This window comes from Mesorhizobium sp. M5C.F.Ca.IN.020.29.1.1 (assembly GCF_003997375.1).
Taxonomy (GTDB): Bacteria; Pseudomonadota; Alphaproteobacteria; order Rhizobiales; family Rhizobiaceae; genus Mesorhizobium; species Mesorhizobium wenxiniae.
Genome location: NZ_RZSW01000115.1, coordinates 1 through 13,835 on the forward strand (window position 1 = coordinate 1; position 13,835 = coordinate 13,835).

Annotated in this window: 13 protein-coding genes and 2 pseudogenes; 10 read left to right on the forward strand and 5 right to left on the reverse strand. The window is 63.8% G+C overall.

From position 1 onward, the window contains the following. Nucleotides 1-181: 181 nt before the first annotated feature. The 10 genes and pseudogenes from rpmI to EOA85_RS12190 form a co-directional block, all read left to right on the forward strand. The gene (gene rpmI / locus EOA85_RS12145) at nt 182-385 is read left to right on the forward strand and encodes a 50S ribosomal protein L35 (protein ID WP_006201248.1); all 204 of its coding nucleotides are present in this window, start codon (nt 182-184) and stop codon (nt 383-385) included. Between the two features lie 38 nt (nt 386-423). Further along, a complete protein-coding gene (gene rplT / locus EOA85_RS12150; RefSeq protein WP_127209574.1) occupies nt 424-825 on the forward strand; it encodes a 50S ribosomal protein L20 in 402 nt (133 codons plus the stop codon). Nucleotides 826-920: 95 nt separating this feature from the next. Then, complete coding sequence (pheS, locus tag EOA85_RS12155) at nt 921-2,006, forward strand: phenylalanine--tRNA ligase subunit alpha (protein ID WP_065011507.1); 1,086 nt, start codon at nt 921-923, stop codon at nt 2,004-2,006. Beyond that, nucleotides 2,003-2,428 carry a GFA family protein gene (locus EOA85_RS12160; protein ID WP_029347484.1) on the forward strand — a complete coding sequence of 142 codons (426 nt, stop codon included), beginning with the start codon at nt 2,003-2,005 and terminating at the stop codon, nt 2,426-2,428. Before pheS ends, EOA85_RS12160 begins: the two co-directional genes overlap by 4 nt. Further along, entirely contained in the window at nt 2,425-4,833 is a 2,409-nt protein-coding gene (pheT, locus tag EOA85_RS12165; RefSeq protein ID WP_127209575.1) for a phenylalanine--tRNA ligase subunit beta, read from the forward strand. Before EOA85_RS12160 ends, pheT begins: the two co-directional genes overlap by 4 nt. Nucleotides 4,834-4,943: 110 nt before the next feature. Continuing rightward, nucleotides 4,944-5,257, forward strand: a pseudogene (locus tag EOA85_RS12170) (LysR substrate-binding domain-containing protein); the annotation flags it as partial. 46 nt (nt 5,258-5,303) lie between these two features. Continuing rightward, nucleotides 5,304-5,882, forward strand: a complete 579-nt coding sequence (locus EOA85_RS12175; protein ID WP_127209576.1) for a cytochrome b — start codon at nt 5,304-5,306, stop codon at nt 5,880-5,882. Between the two features lie 68 nt (nt 5,883-5,950). Further along, nucleotides 5,951-6,526, forward strand: a complete 576-nt coding sequence (locus EOA85_RS12180; RefSeq protein ID WP_127209577.1) for a YceI family protein — start codon at nt 5,951-5,953, stop codon at nt 6,524-6,526. Between the two features lie 181 nt (nt 6,527-6,707). Continuing rightward, the gene (locus EOA85_RS12185; RefSeq protein WP_127209578.1) at nt 6,708-7,694 is read left to right on the forward strand and encodes a Gfo/Idh/MocA family oxidoreductase; all 987 of its coding nucleotides are present in this window, start codon (nt 6,708-6,710) and stop codon (nt 7,692-7,694) included. A gap of 40 nt (nt 7,695-7,734) precedes the next feature. Next, a pseudogene (locus EOA85_RS12190) lies at nt 7,735-7,899 on the forward strand (FAD-dependent oxidoreductase); the annotation flags it as partial. Between the two features lie 84 nt (nt 7,900-7,983). Here the strand turns inward: EOA85_RS12190 and EOA85_RS12195 are convergent. The 5 genes from EOA85_RS12195 to EOA85_RS12220 all read right to left on the reverse strand — a co-directional run. Next, nucleotides 7,984-8,925 (reverse strand): alpha/beta hydrolase, encoded by a 942-nt coding sequence (locus EOA85_RS12195; RefSeq protein WP_127209579.1) that lies wholly within the window; start codon nt 8,923-8,925, stop codon nt 7,984-7,986. A 219-nt stretch (nt 8,926-9,144) separates the two neighbouring features. Then, nucleotides 9,145-9,927 (reverse strand): carnitinyl-CoA dehydratase, encoded by a 783-nt coding sequence (locus EOA85_RS12205; protein ID WP_127209580.1) that lies wholly within the window; start codon nt 9,925-9,927, stop codon nt 9,145-9,147. Further along, on the reverse strand, nt 9,843-11,999 hold the full coding sequence (locus tag EOA85_RS12210; protein ID WP_245485698.1) for an acetate--CoA ligase family protein: 2,157 nt from the start codon (nt 11,997-11,999) through the stop codon (nt 9,843-9,845). Before EOA85_RS12210 ends, EOA85_RS12205 begins: the two co-directional genes overlap by 85 nt. A gap of 3 nt (nt 12,000-12,002) precedes the next feature. Beyond that, entirely contained in the window at nt 12,003-13,166 is a 1,164-nt protein-coding gene (locus EOA85_RS12215) for an acyl-CoA dehydrogenase (RefSeq protein WP_065011040.1), read from the reverse strand. 4 nt (nt 13,167-13,170) lie between these two features. Continuing rightward, nucleotides 13,171-13,835 (reverse strand): 3-hydroxyacyl-CoA dehydrogenase family protein (locus tag EOA85_RS12220; protein ID WP_245485700.1); only part of this gene is annotated, 665 nt, incomplete at its 5' end.

Here is a 13,835-nt window from a genome sequence, read left to right on the forward strand (position 1 = left end):
GTGCTGTTTCGTTTCCCATAGGCACAGGGTGTTGCGCGCCGGCCCGCTTTGACGTATAGCACCGCCGTTCCCAAAAACCGCCCGGCAGGGCATGCCGTGGCGGTTTCATTTGCTTTTCGGGCTTTGGTCGGCCTGAAGCGAACAAAAAGCGCGATGATGCGCACATAAACGGAGTAGCAAAATGCCCAAGATGAAGACCAAGTCAGCCGCCAAGAAGCGGTTCAAGATCACAGGTACGGGTAAAGTCCTGTCGGCTGCGGCCGGCAAGCGTCACGGCATGATCAAGCGTTCCAACAAGTTCATTCGAAATGCCCGCGGCACGATGGTTCTGGCTGAACCGGATGGCAAGAAGGTCATCAAGAATTTTCTGCCGAACGGCCTCTAAGGCATTCGGTCTGGACAACGTTTTAAGGAGATCATGACATGGCACGCGTAAAAAGAGGCGTCACTTCGCACGCCAAGCACAAGAAGGTCCTGAAAGCCGCCAAGGGTTTTTATGGCCGCCGCAAGAACACGATTCGCATCGCCAAGCAGGCGGTGGAAAAGTCGCTGCAGTACGCCTACCGCGACCGCAAGAACCGCAAGCGTTCGTTCCGCGCTCTCTGGATCCAGCGCATCAATGCCGCGAGCCACGAGCATGGCCTGACCTATGGTCGCTTCATCGACGGTCTCAACAAGGCCGGCATCGAGATCGATCGCAAGATCCTGTCGGACATGGCCATCCACGAGCCGCAGGCATTTGCCGCGCTTGTGGCCAAGGCCAAGGTCGCCCTCGAATACCTCAAGAACACCACGCCGAACGCTTTTGAAAGCGCTGTAGCCTAACCAGCGCCTTCCCAAGCACTTCGACACTTGATTTGGGAAACCCGCGCTGGCAGGGCTGGCGCGGGTTTTTCTTTGCCTCCAATCGGGCCTGAAACATGAGTGACATGGAAACCCTCGAAAATTCCCTGATGACCGACATCGCGTCGGCCGCCGACGAGGCCGCGATCGAAGCCGTGCGTGTTTCAGCGCTCGGCAAGAAGGGCTCGGTCTCAGAAATGCTGAAGACGCTCGGCTCGATGAGCGCAGAAGAGCGCCAGATAAAAGGCCCGGCTATCAACGGCCTCAAGACCCGCGTCACCGAGGCGCTTACCGCGCGCCGCGCCGAGCTGAAGGACGTGGCGATCGCGGCACGGCTCGCGGCGGAAAAGGTCGACGTCACATTGCCGGTGCGGCAATCGCCGGCCGAGCGCGGCCGCATCCATCCGATTAGCCAGGTCAGCGACGAGATTGCCGCGATCTTCGGCGACCTCGGCTTTGCCATCGCCGAAGGCCCCGATATCGAGACCGACTATTACAATTTCACCGCGCTGAATTTCCCCGAAGGCCATCCGGCGCGCGAGATGCACGACACCTTCTTCTTCCAGCCGGACGAGAAGGGCGAGCGCAAGCTTTTACGCACCCACACCTCTCCGGTGCAGATCCGCACCATGGAGGTGCAGAAGCCGCCGATCCGCATCGTCATCCCCGGAAAAACCTACCGGCAGGACTCCGATGCCACCCATTCGCCGATGTTCCATCAGGTCGAGGGACTGGTGATCGACAAGACGGCCAATGTCGCCAACATGAAATGGGTGCTGGAGGAGTTCTGCAAGGCTTTCTTCGAGGTGCCGCAGGTCAAGATGCGCTTCCGGCCGTCCTTCTTCCCGTTCACCGAACCCAGCATGGAGGTGGACATCCAGTGCGACCGTTCGCGGCCGGGCGAGGTGCGCTTCGGCGAAGGCTCCGACTGGATGGAGATCCTCGGCTGCGGCATGGTCCACCCCAACGTGCTCCGCTACGGCGGGCTCGATCCCGACGAGTATCAGGGCTTTGCCTGGGGCATGGGCATCGACCGCATCGCCATGCTGAAATACGGCATGCCGGACCTGCGCGCCTTCTTCGACGCCGATGTGCGCTGGCTGTCGCATTACGGCTTCCGGCCGCTCGACATGCCGACGCTATTCGGGGGCTTGAGCGCATGACAGCGGCCCACACCGGCGGCTGCCGTTGCGGCGCCGTGCGGTTCGAGGCTTCGGCCGAACCGCACCATGTCAGCTATTGCCATTGCGGCGATTGCCGGCGGGCCAGCGGCGCGCCGGTGTCGGCTTTCGTCGGCTTCATGACCGAGCAGGTCGCCTTCACGGGCAAGGCGCTGAAGATGTTCGAGAACGGGTCGGTGACGCGCTCCTTTTGCGGCGTCTGCGGCTCGCCGATCGCCTATGTCGACGAGCGGCTGGCCGACCATATCTATTTCGTGCTCGGCGCCATGGACATGCCGGCCTATTTCAAACCGACGCACCATGCCCATGTGCGCGAGCAACTGCCCTTCCTGCACATGCCGGACGATTTGCCGCGCCATTTGAAGACCAGCGTGCCCAGACCATCAGACGGAAAACAGTCATGAAACTCACCCTCTCCTGGCTCAAGGATCATCTCGAGACCGACGCCTCGCTGGCCGAAATCGTCGAGCGGTTGACCTCGATCGGCCTCGAAGTCGAGCATGTCGACGACAGGTCGAGCCTGAAGCCGTTCGTCATCGCCAAGGTGCTGACGGCGGTGCAGCATCCCGACGCCGACCGGCTGCGCGTGCTGACGGTCGATACCGGCGACGGCAAGGCCCCGGTGCAGGTCGTCTGCGGTGCGCCCAACGCCCGCGCTGGCCTGATCGGCGCCTTTGCAGCACCCGGCACCTATATTCCCGGGATCGACGTGAGGCTGGCGGTCGGCAAGATCAGGGGTGTCGAAAGTCATGGCATGATGTGCTCCGAGCGCGAGCTGGAGCTTTCCGAAGAGCATGACGGCATCATCGACCTGCCCGCCGACGCGCCTGTTGGCACCAGCTACGCCGCCTACGCGCATCTCGACGATCCGGTCATAGAGATCAATTTGACGCCGAACCGTCCGGACGCGACCAGCGTCTATGGCATCGCCCGCGATCTGGCAGCGAGCGGGCTCGGCCGCCTCGTCGGCGGCGCGATCATGCCGCATGCCGGCGACGGCATGTGCCCGGTCAAGGTGAAGATCGAAGCACCGGAGCTCTGCCCGGGTTTCGCGCTCAGGCTGGTGCGCGGCGTGAAAAACGGCCCGTCGCCGAAATGGCTGCAGCAGCGGCTGATCGCCATTGGGCTGAGACCGATCAGCGCGCTGGTTGACATCACCAACTACGTCACCTTCGACCGAGGCCGGCCCCTGCATGTGTTCGACGCCAACAAGGTCGCCGGCAACCTCACCGTGCGGCGGGCCAGCGATGGCGAAAAGGTACTCGCCCTCGACGGGCGCGAATACACGCTGACGCCTGACATGTGCGTCATAGCAGACGAGGACGGCGTCGAATCGATCGCCGGCATCATGGGCGGCGAGCATTCCGGCTGCGACGAGAACACCACCGACGTGCTGATCGAATCCGCACTTTGGGATCCGATCACCACCGCACGCACCGGCAGGACGCTAGGCATCATCAGCGATGCGCGTTACCGGTTCGAGCGCGGCGTCGACCCTGAACTCATGGTGCCCGGGGTGGAACTGGCCACCAAGCTGGTGCTGGATTTCTGCGGCGGGACGCCGACCGAAACCGAAGTCGTCGGCTATGCCGGCCATGTCGAGAAGATCGTTTCCTTCCCGTTGTCAGAAGTGAAGCGGCTGGCCGGCATCGAGGTGCCCAGGGACGGGATTCTCGCCATCCTTTCGCGCCTCGGCTTCAAACCGGAAGGCGTGGGTGATGTCATCAATGTCGCCGTGCCATCCTGGCGGCCGGATGTCGACGGCAAGGCCGACCTGGTCGAGGAAGTCATGCGCATCCACGGCATCGACAATATCGCGCCGCAGCAGCTCGGCGCGCATGATGCCGTGAATGCCAAGATCCTGACCACGCTGCAGATCCGCACCCGCGCCGCCAAGCGGGCGCTGGCGGTGCGCGGCATGATGGAGGCGGTCACCTGGTCGTTCATTCCGGCAAAACATGCCGAAACGTTCGGCGGCGGCGAGACAGCACTCAAGCTCGCCAATCCGATCGCCGCCGACATGTCCGACATGCGGCCGTCGCTGCTGCCGGGCCTGATCGCCGCTGCCCAGCGCAATGCCGACAAGGGCATCGGCGATGTCGCGCTGTTCGAAGTATCGGGCACCTATGAGGGCGATGCGGCCGACCAGCAGCGACGCGTCGCCGCCGGCGTTCGGCGCGGCACGGCCAAGCTCGAAGGCTCCGGCCGTCATTGGGCCGGCAATGCCGGTCCGGTCGGCGTTTTCGACGCCAAGGCCGACGCGATCGCAGCACTCGAAGCCTGCGGCGCGCCGGTCGAGCGGCTGCAGATCGAGGCCGGCGGCCCGGCCTGGTATCATCCCGGCCGTTCCGGCACGATCAAGCTCGGACCTAAAGTCATCTTGGGAACGTTCGGCGAATTCCACCCTAAGACGCTGGAGGAACTGGACGTCTCCGGGCCGCTCTGCGGCTTCGAGGTCTTCGTCGACGCCGTACCCGAGCCGAAGGCCAAACCGACGCGGACGAAACCGAAGCTGGAACTGTCTGCCTTCCAGGCGGTCAAGCGCGATTTCGCCTTCGTCGTCGACAAAACGGTCGAAGCCGGCACGCTGACCCGCGCCGCCCTTGCCGCCGACAAGAAGCTGATCACCAATGTCTCGGTCTTCGACGTGTTCGAAGGGGCATCGCTCGGCGCGGCCAAGAAATCGATCGCCATCGAAGTGTCGATCCAGCCGGTCGATAAGACGCTGACCGACGAGGATTTCGAGACGCTGGCAAAGCGCATCGTCGAGAATGTGAACAAGCAGACCGGCGGAGTGCTGCGGGCATAAATCGGATTTGGAAACAAAGAAGGGGCGCAGGAGCGCCCCTTCTAATTTTCATTCGGCCGGTGTCTAGCCGTTGACCAGCGCCAGCATTTCTTCGGTGTAGCGCTTTCCGGCTCCGCTTCCGCTTCTCCAGCGGCATCCTCTACCGCTGGGAATTCGAGAAGGACGGCGAGGAGATCGAGCTGGCGGTGCAAGGGCCGCTGATCCTTGACGAGGACCATCTGATCGCCATGCGGCGATCGACGGCGCCGGCCTTGCCTTCGTGTTCGAGGATTATGTTCGCGATGGCATTGCCGACGGCAAGCTCATTCGCGTGCTGGAGGACTGGTGCCCGCCGTTCGACGGTTTCTTCGTCTACTATCCGAGCCGCCGCCAAATGCGACCGTCGCTCAGGGCTTTTGTCGATTTCTTCAAGACGGCGGGATAGACTGTCGGCAGTGGAAGAAAGCCGGGGCCGCCGGCGTTTGCTGGCCATGCCCGCATTGATCACAAACAACACCACCCGCTATGGCTGGGCGGCAATCGCCCTTCACTGGCTGATCGCGGCGGCCTTCATCGGCCAGTTCGTGCTCGGCGTCGTCATGATGCGGGTATCCAGCCAGCGCACCGCCTTCGAGCTGATCCAACTGCACAAATCTTTCGGTTTCCTGCTGCTCGGCCTGGTGATCCTGCGCATTGCCTGGCGGCTCGGCAATGCGGTGCCGGCGCTGCCACGCTCGGTCGGACGCTTCGAGCGCCGGACAGCGCCGCTCGTCCATTTCGCGCTCTACGCGTTTCAGCTCGCGCTGCCCCTGTCCGGCTGGGCGCTGGTGTCGGTGTCGGTGCTGGAGATCCCGAGCGTGCCGTTCAACCTGTTCGTCATGCCGGACCTGCCACTCGCGGAATCGGACCCGGCGGAAAGCTTCTGGACGTCGGCGCATTGGTATCTCGCTTATGCCGGCATCGGACTTGTCGCCCTGCATTTCGCCGCGGCGCTGCGCCATCATTTTTTGCTGAAGGACACGGTGCTGACGCGCATGATCACGCCTTCGTCGGATCACAACGCGGAATAGAGCGGGAGGCTCATTCGTTGGTGGGGCGAGGGCGCTAAAAAGCGTTGCCTCCAAAAAGGATCACGCCCATGGTTGCGCGCATCTTCGGATTTGCGGCGGTCGCCGCTTGCCTTGCCGTGCCTGTTTTCGCGGCGGTGGCGCTCAGCGACGCTGCCGGCAGCTACACGATCAGCCCGGCCGGTTCCAGCATCCGTTTCTCCGTCGGCAAGGCCGGCGGCGGCGGGCTCGCCGGCGCCTTCGCCCGCTTCAAGGGCAGCATCCGCATCGACAACAGCAATATCGGGCGCTCCCAGGTCAATATCACGATCTTTCCCGAAAGCGTCGGCACCGGCCAGCGCCGCGTCGACGCCTTTCTTCGCTCCGACGCGGTGTTCGACGCAGCCAACAACCCGGAAATCCAGTTCCGCTCGACCAGCGTGAAACGCACCGGCGACACGTCAGCCCTTGTCACCGGCCGTCTGACGGCGCGCGGCAAGACTTTTCCGGAAAAGTTCACCGCCGAGCTCGCCGGCCTCAAGGCGGGCACGATCAGATTCCATGTCACCGGCAAGGTGCTGCGGTCGCGCTACGGCATGGATGTCGGCACGCCGATCTATTCGAACGTCGTCGACTTCGACATGACGCTTACAGGTAGAAGGGGATAGCCTTTGGACCTGGGTTCCTCTCCCCACTACGTGGCACGAGGAACCCAAGCTCTGCGGAGGGCAGCGCCGGCACCCGAACAAGCCGCAGACGATCGCGTTGCTCCCTGCCATGGTTCGCGTTGGCTTTTCCGCCGATTTCAGGCAAACCTCGACGTCTGCAATTTAAAGATGGAGAAGCCTGATGTTCCGATGGGGTGTTTTGTCGACGGCCAAGATCGGCCGCGAGCATCTTTTGCCCGCAATAGTCGAGGCGGAGAACGGCGTGCTGTCCGCGATCGCCAGCCGCGACATTTCGAGGGCCCGGGCCCTGGCCGATCGTTTCGGCGCGCCCCATGCCTTCGGTTCCTATGACGAGCTGCTCGCATCCAAGGACGTCGACGGCGTCTACATCCCGCTGCCGACCGCGCAGCATGTCGAATGGACCGCCAAGGCGATCGAGGCCGGCAAGCATGTTCTGGTCGAAAAGCCGCTGGCCCTCGATGCCAAGGAGATTCCGCCGCTGATCAAGCTGCGCGACGCCAAGAACGTGCTCGTCTGCGAAGCCTTCATGGTCGTCTACCACCTGCAATGGATCAAGGTGCGCGAGCTGATCGCCAACGGCGCCATCGGCCGGTTGCGCCATGTGCAGGGCGCGTTCTCCTACTACAATGTCGATCCCAAGAACATGCGCAACCAGCTCGATCTCGGCGGCGGCGCGCTGCCCGACATCGGCGTTTATCCGACGGTATCGACTCGTTTTTCGACGGGCAAGGAGCCGCTGCGCGTCCAGGCGACGATCGAGCGCGACAAGACGTTCGGCACCGACATCTACTCTTCGATCCGCGCCGATTTCGGCGACTTCGAACTGTCGTTCTACCTGTCGACCCAGATGGCGGCGCGGCAGGTGATGGTATTCCACGGCGAGAAGGGCTTCATCGAGGTGCTTTCGCCGTTCAACGCCGGCATCTACGATCATCATCGCCTCGAGCTGCACAACCAGAACCACAGCGAGGCGCAAGTGTTCCGCTTCCCCGGCATGCAGCAATACCGGCTGGAGGTCGAGGCGTTCGCGCGGGCGGCACAGGGCGGCACCGACCGCGTCTTTACGCTGGAAGAGTCGGTGCTCAACCAGAAGGTCATCGACGCCATCTTCCGCGCCGGCGAGAAGGAAGGCTGGGAGACGGTCTGACGATCCGTCAAAGCCGGGAGGAGAGCCGGGGGAGAAGAGAATGGCTGATGATGCCGATGTGATCATTGTCGGCGCCGGCCTTGCCGGCCTCGTCGCCGCGGCGGAACTGGCCGAGGCCGGCAAGAAGATCTTGGTCGTCGACCAGGAGCCGGTCCAGTCGCTCGGCGGTATCTTCCTCGTCGATTCGCTCATGGTACTCGGCGCTGGAAGGCACGTTTCTCGGCGGCTGCATCTTTTCCGGGCCGCAGCGCCGGCCGCGCGGCGTCACGCGGGACGGGCTAGACCCCTTTTACCAGATCCACTCGCCGCGTCCCAGAACCGCTACCGCGTCGACGATCCGGGTAAAGCTCGAGCGCGCGCGGCCGACCGTATGCCGGGCTCTGAGATAACCATGTACCAGCCCCGGCTCTTCGAACCAGAAGGCGTGGCCGTCTGCCGCAACGACGCGGTCGCGATAGGCCTCGCCGTCCGACGAGAGCGGGTCGCATTGTGCGGTGATCAGCACGGTCGGCGGCAGATTGGCAGAATCGGCGTCGGCCAGCGGCGACAGCGTGAGATCTCCGGTGCGGTCTTCGCCGCCGGTCCTGATATTCGTGTAGAAATCGAGGTCGCGCACTGTCAGCATCGGCGCCTCGGCATGGGTCACGTAAGAACCTTGCGTGCGGTCGCCGCCAAGGCCGGGATAGATCAGTACCTGGCCGATTGGCCTTCGCGCATGGCCGCGTGTTGCGTGGCTGACCGCAGCGGCGAGATTGCCACCGGCGCTGTCGCCGCAAAGCAGGATCGGACGCTTGTAAATCGTCGCCGCCCATTCGAAGGCGCTGATGGCATCGTCGAAGGCGGCTGGATGAAGATGTTCCGGCGCCAGCCGGTAGTCGACCGAAACCACTTCATAGCCGGTGCGGGCGCAAAGCTCGGCGCAGACGTCGTCATGGCTGTCGAGCCCGCCAAGAATAAAACCGCCGCCGTGGAAATAAAGCACCATCGCGGCCGCTTCCGGCGCCGGGGTCCGATAAATGCGGATCGGGATCGGATGCGAAGGCGTGACAATGGCGGTGGTTTCCGCCGTAACCCCTTGCGGATAGCCGGCAGAGAACTCGCGGCACATGCGGTCGTAGATTTCGCGCTGCTGGTCGATCGTGTAGTCGATCGTATCCGGTGGATAATAGGAATTGGTCCGCTCGATGAAGGCCCAGATCTCGGCGTCGATCAGCTTTTTGTAGTCGGTCATGGGAACTGAACGGACCGTAACGAATCCGCCTGGGCACCCCCCTCTGTCCTGCCGGCCATCTCCCCCTCAAGGGGGGAGATCGGATGTCCCATCGGCTTTCGCCAATCTCCAGCGCGGCAGGAAGGGTGAATGGGCCGAAGCTGCCAATCTCCCCCCTTGAGGGGGAGATGCCCGGCAGGCCAGAGGGGGGTGGGAAGAAAAGCCATCATCTCCGCAGGATCATTTTCCCTTCCACACCGGGTCTCGCTTTTCGGCAAAGGCGCGAAAACCCTCGAGATTGTCCTCCGAGCCGTACAGTGCGTCAACCGTCGGCAATTGGCGGCGCGTCACCCGGTTCATCGCGTCCTGGAAGGTGAGCGATTCGGCGATCCGCGCCGTCTCCTTGATCGCGGCAAAGACCAGCGGCGGACCGTCGGCCAGCAGCCGTGCGATCTCCCAGACGCGGTCTCCGAGTCTGTCCTTGGGCAGCACCTCGTTGACCAAGCCCCAGCGATGCGCCTCGGCGACATCCATCCAGCGGCCGGTGAGCAAAAGATCCATGGCGACGTGATAGGGAATGCGCTTCGGCAGCTTGATCGTCGCTGCGTCAGCCAAAGTGCCGGCACGGATTTCGGGCAGCGCAAAGGAGGAATGATCCGACGCGTAGATGAGGTCGCATGATAGCGCCAGCTCGAAACCGCCGCCGACCGCCATGCCGTTGACCCAGGCGATGACCGGCTTGTTGAGGTCGCGCAATTCCTGCAGCCCGCCGAAACCGCCAACGCCATAGTCGCCGTCGACCGCATCGCCGCCGGCCGCGGCCTTCAGGTCCCAGCCGGCGCAGAAGAACTTGTCGCCGGCGGTCTTGACAATGGCGACCCGCAGACCCGCATCGTCGCGGAACGCCTTGAACGTTTCGCCCATCAGGCGCGAGGTCTTCAGGTCGATGGCATTGGCCTTGGGCCGGTCGAGCGTGACTTCGAGGATGGTGCCCTCGCGGCGGGTGGTGATGACGTCAGACATTCTTTTTCTCTCCCAAGCACCAGCAGCGCGTCGGCGATCCAGGCGCCTTTGCCTTGCGCGCAGACGATCAGCGGATTGATGTCGAGTTCCTCGATCTCGCCGGCATTTTCCTGCACGAAGGCGGCGATGCCTGATATCGCATCGATGGCGGCCGCGACATCGGCCTTGGGCCGGCCGCGATAGCCTTCGAGCAGCGGGAACAATTTGAGCCCGCGCAATGCCGCCTCGATGTCGTCGCGTGTCGCCGGCAGCATCAGCGTGACGCTGTCGCGCAGCAGTTCGACCAGCACACCACCGGTGCCGAGCGTCATAACCGCGCCGAACATCGGGTCGCGGGTGAAGCCGACGAGCAGTTCGGCGACGCCGTCGCGCACCATGCGCTCGACATAGAGGCCGGTACCAAGCGCATAGAGATCATGGGCGGCGGTGCTGACGGATTCGGCATCCCTCAGGTTAAGCCGCACCGCGCCGAGCTCGGATTTGTGAGTGACGCCCAAAGCCTTCAGCGCAACCGGAAAACCGAGCGCCATCGAGGAGATCACCGCCTCGACCGCATTGCCGGCGCGTTCGCCCCTCGGCACGGGAAGCCCGGCCTCGATCAGCCGCGCTTTCGCCTTGGCCTCGTCAGGCGTGACATGGTCGCTGGCCGGCGCACCTGACGCGGAGGTGTCGATCGGCTGCGCCTGCGGCTCGCGCCAGGCCCAGCCGATGAAGGCGGCCGCCTGGGCGGCGTCCATTGCCTCGGAAATGCCGAACAACGGCACCATGCCGCGTGCCATCAGCCCGGCGGTGTATTCCTCGGGCAGGTTCTCCGGCAGCGAGGAGACGATCGCGCCCTGCGCCTTGTTGGACGTCAGCGCCGATTCGAAGGCGCGCAGCGTCGTCCACCAGTCGGTATCGGAGCAGCGGTCGGGGCGCGGGAAATCGAGCACCAGCATGTTGAGGTCGAAGCCGCCCGACACCATGGCGGTGAAGGTGGCGGTCATCGCCGGCTCGTTGTTCCAGATGAAGGTGTGGTAGTCGAGCGGGTTGGCCACCGCAACCAGCGGCCCGAGCGTCGATTTGACGTGGGCGCGATGCGTGTCGGTCAGCGCCGGGAAATTCACCCAGCGGCCTTCTGCGCTGTCGGCCATGACAGATGCTTCGCCGCCCGAACAGCTCATCGACGACAGCCGGTAGCCGGGCAGGGGACCGGTGACGTGCAGCAGCTTGAGCGCCTCGATGAAAGCAGGGATGGAATCGACGCGGGCGATGCCGAGCCGCTTCAGGAAGGCGCCCGAGGCCGCGTCCGAGCCGGCCAGCGACGCGGTATGCGAGACGGTCGCTTGCCGCGCCTGCTCGGAGCGGCCGACCTTCATGGCGATGATCGGTTTCTTCAGCTCTCGCGCCCGCGCGGCCAGCCTTTCGAAGCCGGCTACTGAATCGAAGGCCTCGATATGCAGGCCGAGCGAAGTGACGCGATCGTCCTCGATCAGGCCGAGCGCCATTTCGGAAAGGCCGGTCTGTGCCTGGTTGCCGGCGGTCATCAGAAAGGCGATCGGCAGGCCGCGCTTCTGCATAGTCATGTTGATGGCGATGTTCGACGATTGGGTGATGATGGCGACCCCGCGGCCACCCTCGGCCAGCCTGATGCCGCCATGCTGGTCGGGCCATAAAAGCGCGCCGTCGGCATAATTGATCAGGCCGTAGCAGTTCGGCCCGATGATCGGCATCTGGCCGGCCGCTGCGACTAGTTCGGCCTGCAGCCGCTCGCCGTCCTCGTCATAGGCCTCGGTCTCGAGAAAGCCGGCGGCAAAGCAGACGGCGCCGCCGGCACCGCGCTCGGCCAACGCCTTGACCACTTCGATGGTCAAATGCCGGTTGACGCCGACAAAGGCAGCGTCTGGCGCTGCAGGCAGATCGGCCACCGAGCGATAGGCCTTGCGGCCGGCGACCTCCTCCTTGGTCGGGTGCACCGGCCAGATCTCGCCGGCAAAGCCCATCTTGATCGACTGCGCGACGACGGCGGCAGCCTGCGCGCCGCCGAAGACGGCAATCGTTCGCGGGCGCAAAAGGCGCTCAAGTTTGTGCATCGATCAGCCCCCGAACGGGCGCAACAGCGCCCGCGAGATAATATGGCGCTGGATTTCCGAGGTGCCTTCCCAGATGCGCTCGACGCGGGCGTCGCGCCAGATGCGCTCCAGCGGCAGGTCGTCCATCAGCCCCATGCCGCCATGGATCTGGATTGCTTCATCGGCGACGAAGGCGAGCATTTCGGTGGCCTTCAACTTGGCCATGGCCATGTCCTGATCAGTGACGGTGCCCTGATCGTACTTCCAGCCGGCTTCGAACACCATCAGGTCGGCAGCCTTCAGTTCGGTCGCCATGTCGGCGAGCTTGAACGACACGCCCTGGAACTTACCGATCTGCTGGCCGAACTGCTGCCGCTGCGCGGCGTATTCGACGGCATGGCCAAGCGCCCGCTCGGCCCGGCCGAGACAGGTGGCGCCGACCTGCAGGCGGGTTGCGCCAAGCCATGAATTGGCGACGTCGAAGCCCTTGTGGACCTCGCCGAGCACTTGGGCTCCGGGCAAGCGGCAATCGTCGAATTCGAGGATGGCGTTGGTGTAGCCGCGATGCGAGACGTTGCGATAGCCGTCGCGCACCGTAAAACCCTTGGTGCCCTTGTCGACGAAAAAGGCGGTGATCTTCTTGCGTTTGCCGCGCGGCGTCTCCTCTTCGCCCGAGGCCATGAAGACGATGGCAAAATCGGCAAGGTCGGCATGGCTGATGAAATGCTTGGTGCCGTTCAGCACCCAGTCGTCGCCGTCCTGCACGGCGGTCGCCTTCATGCCGCGCAGGTCGGAGCCGGCACCCGGCTCGGTCATCGCCAGGCAGTCCCATTTCTCGCCGCGAATGCAGGGATAAAGGTATTTCTCGCGCTGCTCCGGCGTGCCGGCCAACAGGATGTTGGAAGGCCGCGCCACGCAGGTCCAGTGCAGCGCGTAATTGGCACGGCCGAGCTCTTTTTCGTAAAGCAGCCAGGTCACCGTGTCGAGCCCGGCGCCGCCGACTTCCGTCGGCATGTTGGCGGCATAGAGACCGGCTTCGATTGCCTTGGCCTTGATCTCCTCGATCAGCTCACGGCGCAGCACGCCGGTGCGCTCGACTTCGCGCTCATGCGGGTAGAGCTCATTCTCGACGAAGGCGCGCGTCGTCTCGACGATCAGTTTCTGTTCTTCGGAGAGGCCAAATTCCATAGTATTAGCCTTTCTTCTTTTTCTTCGGCTTTTCAGCCTTGGCTTTTTCGGCCGCCTTGGAAGCGGTGGGCTTCTTTGCCGCAAGCCTGGCGAGCTGCTTGGTATAGTCCTTGTGCAGGGCGCCGGCGCCCCAGCCCTTGCCTTTGTTCTGCTTCGACAGCGCCTCCATGATGGCCACCAGATTCTCGTCGCGGATCTTTTCGAGCTCACGGATCGACAGGCCATGCGCCTGGTCGTCCGACTGGGTGGCGATCAGGTCGACCAGTTCGTCGTTGAACTCCGGCACATCCATCAGCTTGGTCCATGGCCATTTCAGGCACGGCCCGAACTGCGCCATGAAATGGCGCATGCCGGCCTCGCCGCCGGCGACGCGATAGACCTGGAACATGCCCATCTGCGCCCAGCGCAGGCCGAAGCCATAGCGCATGATGTCGTCGAGTTCCTCGACCGTGCAGATGCCGTCCTTGATCAGCCACAGCGCCTCGCGCCATGCCGCCTCCAGCAGGCGGTCGCCGACGAAAGCCTCGATCTCCTTGCGGATCACCACCGGCTTCATGCCGATCGAGGCGTACATCTCCTTTGCGACTTCGATCGCCTCGGGAAAGGTCTGTTCGCCGCCGACGATTTCGACCAGCGGCAGGAGGTAGACCGGGTTGAACGGATGGCCGA

What these genes read in the sequence shown, in the direction of transcription:
- rplT (WP_127209574.1), top strand. Translation starts at nt 424, where the DNA reads ATGGCACGCGTAAAAAGAGGCGTCACTTCGCACGCCAAGCACAAGAAG.
- EOA85_RS12205 (WP_127209580.1), bottom strand. Translation starts at nt 9,927, where the DNA reads ATGTCTGACGTCATCACCACCCGCCGCGAGGGCACCATCCTCGAAGTC.
- EOA85_RS12185 (WP_127209578.1), top strand. Translation starts at nt 6,708, where the DNA reads ATGTTCCGATGGGGTGTTTTGTCGACGGCCAAGATCGGCCGCGAGCAT.
- pheS (WP_065011507.1), top strand. Translation starts at nt 921, where the DNA reads ATGAGTGACATGGAAACCCTCGAAAATTCCCTGATGACCGACATCGCG.
- EOA85_RS12195 (WP_127209579.1), bottom strand. Translation starts at nt 8,925, where the DNA reads ATGACCGACTACAAAAAGCTGATCGACGCCGAGATCTGGGCCTTCATC.
- EOA85_RS12215 (WP_065011040.1), bottom strand. Translation starts at nt 13,166, where the DNA reads ATGGAATTTGGCCTCTCCGAAGAACAGAAACTGATCGTCGAGACGACG.
- EOA85_RS12210 (WP_245485698.1), bottom strand. Translation starts at nt 11,999, where the DNA reads ATGCACAAACTTGAGCGCCTTTTGCGCCCGCGAACGATTGCCGTCTTC.
- EOA85_RS12180 (WP_127209577.1), top strand. Translation starts at nt 5,951, where the DNA reads ATGGTTGCGCGCATCTTCGGATTTGCGGCGGTCGCCGCTTGCCTTGCC.
- pheT (WP_127209575.1), top strand. Translation starts at nt 2,425, where the DNA reads ATGAAACTCACCCTCTCCTGGCTCAAGGATCATCTCGAGACCGACGCC.
- EOA85_RS12160 (WP_029347484.1), top strand. Translation starts at nt 2,003, where the DNA reads ATGACAGCGGCCCACACCGGCGGCTGCCGTTGCGGCGCCGTGCGGTTC.
- rpmI (WP_006201248.1), top strand. Translation starts at nt 182, where the DNA reads ATGCCCAAGATGAAGACCAAGTCAGCCGCCAAGAAGCGGTTCAAGATC.
- EOA85_RS12175 (WP_127209576.1), top strand. Translation starts at nt 5,304, where the DNA reads ATGCCCGCATTGATCACAAACAACACCACCCGCTATGGCTGGGCGGCA.